Origin of the sequence: Pseudomonas sp. AU11447, from assembly GCF_001672555.2 — a bacterium.
GTDB classification, from domain to species: domain Bacteria; phylum Pseudomonadota; class Gammaproteobacteria; order Pseudomonadales; family Pseudomonadaceae; genus Pseudomonas; species Pseudomonas nitroreducens.
The window spans coordinates 56901-64457 of record NZ_LZDG02000022.1; the positions used below are offsets into that span (position 1 = coordinate 56901).

The window sequence follows — 7557 nt, forward strand, 5'->3', positions numbered from 1 at the left end:
CGCGGCAGACGACTCGAACCGCCCCTCAGTGAATCGTCGGGAAGCGCGCCTTGACCAGTTCCTGGGCCTGCCAGGTCATCTGGTCCAGCAGGCGATCGCGTTTCTGCTCGGCCTCGCGCATCGCCTTGCTGCCCTTCTGCTTCACCAGATAGGTGTGGATCTGCCGCACTTCCTTGGACTGGTAGATCGGCGCGAGATCCTGCACCGCGACCATGCCGTCGGAACGCTGGTCGCGGGTGTTCAGCAGCACGTGCGGCCCCTGCGCCGCCAGGACGCGGAAGCCCATCGCCTCGAAGACCGGCACCTTGCCCGCCGCGCAGGCCAGTTCCGCGTGGGGGCGATGCTCGAGCATCTTCTGCAGCATGGCGCGGGCGATACCGCGCCGGCGGTGGCTGGCCTGGACGGCGAGGTAGGCCAGGGTGCAGGCCTCGGCGTCATCCGCGCTCGGCAGGTAGAGGGCAAAGCCGAGCACCTGCGACGGGTCTTCATCATCCAGGGCGAGGATCAGCCGCGCCGGGCTCTGCGCCGAACCGTCCATGGCCTGCAGGTACAGGTGCACCTCAAAGCCGATCACGTACTGGTACAGCTGGAACAGCGGGTTGCTCGGGGTCAGAGGCACCGGGCTGATGTCGCTGAAATAGTCCACCACCATCTGCAGCACCTGGCTTTTCAGGGATTCGGGGGGCGAGGTGTCGAGGTTTACGAGGGTGAACATCTGAAGCTGGCTCCGGGCTTGGCCGATGCGGGGGAGTCGGTGTGGGCGCCATTGTAACCTCCCCGGCGCCCATCGATTCATCCTGCGAGAGCGGGGCTCAACCCTCCCAGCCGCCGCCGAGGGGCTTGTACAGGGTCACTGCTGCGGCGCACCGGCACCCAGGCGTCGAGATGGAGCTGGATGCGCGCACCTTCAACGCGCGCTACCAGGGCATCGCGCTGGTGGAGTTGCGCATGCTCGCCGGACTGGCCGCGCGCCTTGTTTTTTGGCGATTCCGGTCAATGCTCTATCAGCCCGCCAGCGTTCCCGGCGGGCAGGCTGCCGAGCGAGCTTCCCCTTGGCTTGATATGTGTCAACGGGGTTTCGTTCCGGCCAAGCACACTGGGTCCGTTCGGCCGAGGGCGCCGCGGGCATTCGCTCCCTGCGATCCCCGGCCCTGTGCACCCATGGCGCATTCCAAGCGAGGAGAAACAACGATGGCAATGATGAAAGCGGCGATCTTCGTGGAACCGGGGCGAATCGAGCTGGCGGACAAACCCATCCCCGAGGTCGGCCCCAACGACGCGCTGATCCGCATCACCACGACCACCATCTGCGGCACTGACGTGCACATCCTCAAGGGCGAGTACCCTGTGGTCAGGGGGCTGACCGTCGGGCATGAACCGGTCGGCGTGATCGAGAAGCTCGGCAGCGCGGTCAAGGGCTACCGCGAAGGCCAGCGGGTCATTGCCGGTGCGATCTGCCCGAACTTCAATTCCTATGCCGCGCAGGATGGCGTGCCTTCGCAGGATGGCAGCTACCTCGTCGAGAGCGGCCGCTGCGCCTGCCACGGCTACAAGGCCACCGCCGGCTGGCGCTTCGGCAATCTGATCGACGGTACCCAGGCCGAGTACGTCCTGGTGCCCGATGCCGAAGGCAACCTCGCGCCGATCCCGGACAGCCTCACCGACGAACAGGTGCTGATGTGCCCCGACATCATGTCCACCGGCTTCAAGGGCGCCGAGAACGCCAATATCCGTATCGGCGACACCGTGGTGGTCTTCGCCCAGGGGCCGATCGGGCTGTGCGCCACCGCTGGCGCCCGCCTGCTGGGTGCCTCGACCATCATCGCGGTGGATGGCAACGCACACCGGCTGGATATCTCCCGCAGCATGGGGGCCGACGTCACCCTGGACTTCACGAAGTGCGACGTGGTGGAAGAGGTGATGAAGCTCACCGGTGGCCGCGGCGCCGATTCGTCCATCGAATGCCTGGGGCTGCCGAGCACGTTCGAGCAGGCGATGAAAGTGCTCAAGCCGGGCGGGACGCTGTCGAGCCTGGGGGTTTACTCCAGCGATGTGCACATCCCGCTCTCGGCCTTCGCCGCCGGCCTGGGTGACCATCGCATCAATACCGCCCTGTGCCCTGGCGGTAAGGAGCGTATGCGCCGCCTGATGAGCATCATCGAGTCGAACCGCGCCGACTTCGGCTCGCTGGTGACGCACCACTATGCGCTCGACGACATCGTCAACGCCTACGACCTGTTCGCCCATCAGCGCGACGGCGTGCTGAAGATCGCTATCAAGCCCTGAGGCTTCGCAAGGAGTGATCTGCTGCCGGCAGGCAGCAGATCATTTCCCGCAGTGCGGCCGCCGTCAGCGTTGGCTCCGCCTGATTGCGCCGGACGGGAGATATCCAGTCCAGAGTTGTTGAGAGCGATGATCACTGGACGGTCGCGCTCAACGGCAGCAGCCTGTCCGACAAGTCGTACTACCAGAGCGTGGGCGCCGTCTCCTGAGGCAATTTCCACGGTGACCGCGCTGCTTCTTGGCGACCCTTCTGCGCTGTGCCTGGATGGGGGCGCCAAATTGGGGCTGAACTCCCCTCAGCTGCGCCAGTCCACTGCCAAAGAGTCTCTGGAGGCAGGGATGAAAAGACGCTACAGCGTACCCATGCTGAGCATCCTGGCGGTCCTGCTCGTGCTGCTGATCGCGCACATCGCCTTGCCCTATGTGATCCGTGATTACCTCAACGGCAAGCTGGATCGCATGGGCGATTACCACGGTCAGATCACCGACGTGGACTTGGCGCTTTGGCGTGGTGCCTATCGGATCAACGGCCTGAAGATCGTCAAGGTCAACGGCCGGGTGCCGGTACCGCTACTTGACGCACCGGTGATCGATCTGTCGGTGAGCTGGCACGCGCTGTGGTATGACCATGGCATCGTTGCGCGGGTAGTATTCCTGCGGCCGGAGCTGAATTTCGTCGACGGCGGCGACAAGCAGAGTTCCCAGAGTGGTGCCGGTACCGACTGGCGGGAACAGTTGAACAAGCTGCTGCCCATCACCCTGGATGAAATGCGCATCGACGACGGCCGCATTCATTTTCGCAACTACCATTCCAAACCGCCGGTGCACCTGACAACCAGTGCAGTGCAGGCGAGTTTGTACAACCTCACCAATGTGGCGGACGAGAAAGGCGAGCGGGTGGCACGCTTCGACGGCCACGCACAGCTGTTCGGCCAGGCACCTGTGGAAGTGCAGGCGGCATTCGACCCGTTCGAGAACTTCGAGGATTTCGAACTGCGCCTGCGCGCCAGTGACGTGGATTTGCGGCGAGTGAATGACTTCGCCTCGGCATACGGCAAATTCGACTTCAACCGTGGCCACGGCACGCTGGTAATTGAAGCCCGGGCGAACAAGGGGCAGCTCAGTGGTTACATCAAGCCTCTGCTGCGTGACGTCGACGTCTTCAACTGGCAGCAGGACGTGGAAGAGAAGGACAAGGGCGTGTTCCGCTCTATCTGGGAAGCCCTGGTCGGGGGTGGCGAAAGTGTGCTGAAGAACCAGCGCAAGGATCAGTTCGCGACCCGCGTTGATCTCAGCGGTAACGTCCACCGCCAGGACGTCAGCGCCTTCCAGGCCTTCCTCGGCATTCTGCGCAATGCCTTCATCGAGGCCTTCAATGCGCGCTACGAGCGCAATGCTCCGGACGAATGAAGGCGCCACCCGTTCGCCAACCAACTTGCGCTTCCCGCCGATTGTTGACCCGATGAGAGACGACTGGCGATTGCAGACGACCATGTCGGCGAGTTGCCCCGACATGGCCGCCGGCAGTTTTGTCAGGTCATGGGCTGTGAGTAGAAAAGGGGACAGGTTTATTTCTCCACCCTAAAGGCCCCCTTTTGGCCGATTGCTGCCATTGGTGATAGGTGGCTACCGACTCATCGTGTGTAGGGTTCCTGTCTCCGTGGCTGGAAGTCCTTGAACCCTGCATCCTCAGGGCGCGGTTTCTCGTTTCTGAGGTAGTCTGTCTTCCCAACCGGATCGCCCGATAGTGCATGGAGGCAAAGGGAAGATGTCTGAAACATCCATCAACCTGCGAGTACAGTTCCGCGAAGAGTCTGTTGCGCTAAAGGTATTGGAGGCCCTTGTAACAGCGGCCGCTGCGCACGGCCATGACTTGTCGGCGGCCCTGGCTTCCATAACGCCACAAGAAGCAAGCGGGGCCGGCCAGGCGATTGACATCGAACGCTTGGAGCGCGAGGGAGCCTCTCTTGCGATTGCGGGATACGCCGGAAGGATCGACCCGCCTCTGTGGTTGATTCCCGCCCTGGTGCACCTCGGGGCTACGCGGACAGTGCTAAGTGAATCTGCCGATGACGGTGGCGCGCAGTATCACTTCATCGGCCTAAAGAAAGTGTCCAGAAAGGCCTTTGAAGCGAGCGCCGCACTGATGACGAAGCCTCCGCTAAAGCCATCGCCCGATCTATTCCTGCCCGAGGGCCGGGTATCGGTTAGAGCCACGTTGCTCAGCCATGAGTGGAGGGAGGCCCGATTCGAGCGCTATTGCGTCATGAGGATGCAGGCCGAAGATGGGCGGCATTTTATCTACAAGGGGACATCAGCCCTGACGGCGATGACAGCGGATGACCATGAGAGAACCTGCACATTTTCCGCCGTGTTCGAGCCAGGCGAGTATGACGGTCAATGTGTTTCGTTCGCTCAGCGGCCCACCAAGGTGCAGCTCGGAAGCATAGCTCCAGCAAAGGTGAGGAAAATCCCTTTCACTGGCCGTAACCAGGCATTTATGGCGGATGTCTTCGGCCCCTTGATCACGCATTACTTCGATGAACTGGGGGGCAAGCCTGATGCCTTCATTCAAAGAATGGGAGCTGCGTCGATTCTGGGAATGGGCTTTACGGAACTTCTTGAGTTGCTGAGTAGAGTCCAGGCCTACTCCTTCGACGGCTTCGGTCACTGCATCTCGCTGTCGAATGGCAACCGTGAGTCCTTTGAGATCTACACGGTCGGCAATGTGGCAATAGATCTGGAAGCTGCACGCCGGCATTTGAATTCCATGAACGTCTCCGCTACCTATCGGGACGACAGCGAACACACCTACACGCTGTTTTGGGCGCAAGAGGGAACGCGCGTGCGATTCAAGGTATGGGCTCGTGGGTTCGAATGCTTCCTGGATCGAGGGACAGTTGTGCTCTGATTCGGCGGGGGTTGGCAGCTACCGACCCAAAGCGGACGTCTCACGCGCAAACCAGGATGCCCCGACGCGCGTTCACATTAAGAGCTTTGATCTACACGTAGAACTCAGACGCCAGTACTGCCTCTAGCTCTAAGTGCTTGTAGAGGAGCTATTTGCGTTCCATCTCGACTTGAACCAAACGGTCATCAATGAAATGCAGCTTCCGGTAAACGCCCCCAGAAGGGCCATATGTCCAGAACTCTAGCTTCGCTGCCCCCTTTTCAGGAACGCCATTCACCCTCAGCTTGGGCTGCCAGACCTCCTTTGAGTTTGGTGGACCGCACTTTTCCAGCACTTGCTGCATAGTGTCACCTTCCGCAACGATGGAGGTTCCACATCGCATGGATGATGCTTCTGAAGAGGTAGAGAGGGCCAGAAGCATCCATGCAAGACCAATGATGTGCCTACCTTTCACCATGAACCCCAAAAATCTGAATTGAATGCACTTAGTTGCAATATCCTCTTTTAGCCAAGTGCTGCCATCGACGACGGGCACCTTCCGACCCAACGCTGACGCTCACGATAGGTGATCATTGGACGGCACATTGTGGTTGATGGCTGTTTTTGGCAGAGGGCCAGTAACTTGCCTTGCAGCGCTCAACATTGAGCAGACGTTCCAGAACAACAACAAATCAGGGATTAGAGATGAATCACTGTTACAAGACCGTCTACAACACCAGCCTCGGCGTCTGGCAGGCTGTTTCGGAGCTCGCCCGCGGGCACGCCAAGGCGGGGCGCGGACTGCCCCTGGCGCTGGCCGCGACGCTCGGCCTGGCCTGGACCGGCGCCTGGGCCGACAGCCTGACGACCACCTATGCCGGCGGTAACAGCCAGAACGGCAACATGTTCGATATCACCTCCAGCAACGGCGCCCACCTGACGTCGTTACAGGTGAGCCTGCTCAATGGCGGCACCACGGACTACGAGATCTACTACCGTCTGGGCACCTGGGTCGGCAGCCAGAACACCGCCTCCGACTGGACCCTGTTGCAGACCGGCACCGTCACTGGCAACGCGAGCGTGGCCAGTGACGTGATCGACCTGACCAACCCGCTGTCGCTGGACGCCGGGCAGACCTACAGCCTGTACGTAGTACTGCCCAGTACTGCCTATCTCTCCTACACCAACGGCAGCGCTGTCGGCGCCGTCGGCGCCACCGATGGCAACCTGACGGTGTACGTCGGTGTCGGCAGCGCCTATCTGTTCGGCACCACCTACTCCCCGCGGCTGTGGAACGGCACGCTCTACTACAACAGCAATATCTACTGGCAGGGCCAGAGCAGTTCGCTGTGGAGCGACACCAACTGGAGCAGCGACTCGGCGGGCAATACCAGCAGTTCGCTGAGCGGCGGTGAGTACGTGGTGTTCGGTGGCAGCGGCACCCAGCCGATCGACACCGTACTCGATCAGGACTACAGCATTGCCAACCTGGACGTGACCACGGCGGCGGACGTGACCATCGCCGGCAACAACACCCTCACCCTGGACAGCACCGCCAGCCAGGCGGTGAATGTCGAAAGTGGTGCCGGCAAGCTGACCATCGCCGCCAATCTGCAATTGCTCGGCAATGCCAATACCTTCACCGTCGATAACCAGGCCGGCATGGAAGTCTCCGGCACCATCGATTCGCAGATCGGCCTGGTCAAGAATGGCAGCGGCACGCTGATTCTCAGCGGCGAAAACAGCTACAGCGGCGGCACCACAATCAGCGCCGGCACCCTGCAGATCGGCAACGGCGGCACCAGCGGCAGCATCAGCGGCGATATCGTCAATGATGCCGCGCTGGTCTTCGACCGCGCCGATGCCGTGACCTATTCCGGGGCCATCAGCGGCAGCGGCAGCCTGACCCAGAACGGCGCGGGCAGCCTGATTCTCAGCGGCGACAACAGCTACAGCGGCGGCACCACGATCAGCGCCGGCACTCTGCAGATCGGCGACGGCGGCACCACGGGCAGCCTGACCGGCGATATCGTCAACGATGCCGCGCTGGTCTTCTACCGCTCAGACGACACCACCTATGCCGGGGCAATCAACGGTAGCGGCAGCCTGACCCAGAACGGCGCGGGCAGCCTGATCCTCACCGGCAACAACAGCTATAGCGGCGGTACCAGCATCAGTGCCGGCACCCTGCAGATCGGCGACGGCGGCACCAGCGGCAGCATCAGCGGCGATATCCTCGACAATGCCGCGCTGGTCTTCGACCGTGCAGACAACATCACCTACGYCGGCGCAGTCAGTGGCGGCGGCAGCCTGACCCAGAGCGGCGCGGGCAGCCTGATCCTTTCCGGCAACAACAGCTATAGCGGCGGTACCACCATCAGTGC

General features: G+C 61.8%; 6 protein-coding genes. 4 read left to right on the forward strand and 2 right to left on the reverse strand.

What is annotated here, in order from left to right:
• Nucleotides 1–25 precede the first annotated feature (25 nt).
• Nucleotides 26–715, reverse strand: a complete 690-nt coding sequence (locus A6723_RS05605) for a GNAT family N-acetyltransferase (protein WP_054909862.1) — start codon at nt 713–715, stop codon at nt 26–28.
• Between the two features lie 476 nt (nt 716–1191).
• Between A6723_RS05605 and A6723_RS05610 the strand changes: the two genes are divergently transcribed.
• The 3 genes from A6723_RS05610 (at nt 1192) to A6723_RS05620 (ending at nt 5194) form a co-directional block, all read left to right on the forward strand.
• Nucleotides 1192–2286: an NAD(P)-dependent alcohol dehydrogenase gene (locus A6723_RS05610; RefSeq protein WP_054909861.1), complete on the forward strand. Its 1095-nt coding sequence runs from the start codon at nt 1192–1194 to the stop codon at nt 2284–2286.
• 336 nt (nt 2287–2622) lie between these two features.
• Nucleotides 2623–3693, forward strand: coding sequence for a DUF748 domain-containing protein (locus tag A6723_RS05615; protein ID WP_054909860.1), 1071 nt, complete (start codon nt 2623–2625; stop codon nt 3691–3693).
• Nucleotides 3694–4051: 358 nt separating this feature from the next.
• Nucleotides 4052–5194, forward strand: coding sequence for a hypothetical protein (locus tag A6723_RS05620; RefSeq protein WP_054909859.1), 1143 nt, complete (start codon nt 4052–4054; stop codon nt 5192–5194).
• A gap of 148 nt (nt 5195–5342) precedes the next feature.
• Here A6723_RS05620 and A6723_RS31135 read toward each other — a convergent pair whose 3' ends face one another.
• Nucleotides 5343–5729 carry a DUF2845 domain-containing protein gene (locus A6723_RS31135; RefSeq protein WP_256234391.1) on the reverse strand — a complete coding sequence of 129 codons (387 nt, stop codon included), beginning with the start codon at nt 5727–5729 and terminating at the stop codon, nt 5343–5345.
• Nucleotides 5730–5878: 149 nt separating this feature from the next.
• Between A6723_RS31135 and A6723_RS05625 the strand changes: the two genes are divergently transcribed.
• On the forward strand, nt 5879–7557 hold a 1679-nt coding region (locus tag A6723_RS05625; RefSeq protein WP_175405525.1), incomplete at its 3' end, for an ESPR domain-containing protein.

Excerpts from the sequence above, each read along its gene's own strand:
- A6723_RS05605 (WP_054909862.1), bottom strand. The coding sequence starts at position 715 with ATGTTCACCCTCGTAAACCTCGACACCTCGCCCCCCGAATCCCTGAAA.
- A6723_RS05610 (WP_054909861.1), top strand. The coding sequence starts at position 1,192 with ATGGCAATGATGAAAGCGGCGATCTTCGTGGAACCGGGGCGAATCGAG.
- A6723_RS05615 (WP_054909860.1), top strand. The coding sequence starts at position 2,623 with ATGAAAAGACGCTACAGCGTACCCATGCTGAGCATCCTGGCGGTCCTG.
- A6723_RS05620 (WP_054909859.1), top strand. The coding sequence starts at position 4,052 with ATGTCTGAAACATCCATCAACCTGCGAGTACAGTTCCGCGAAGAGTCT.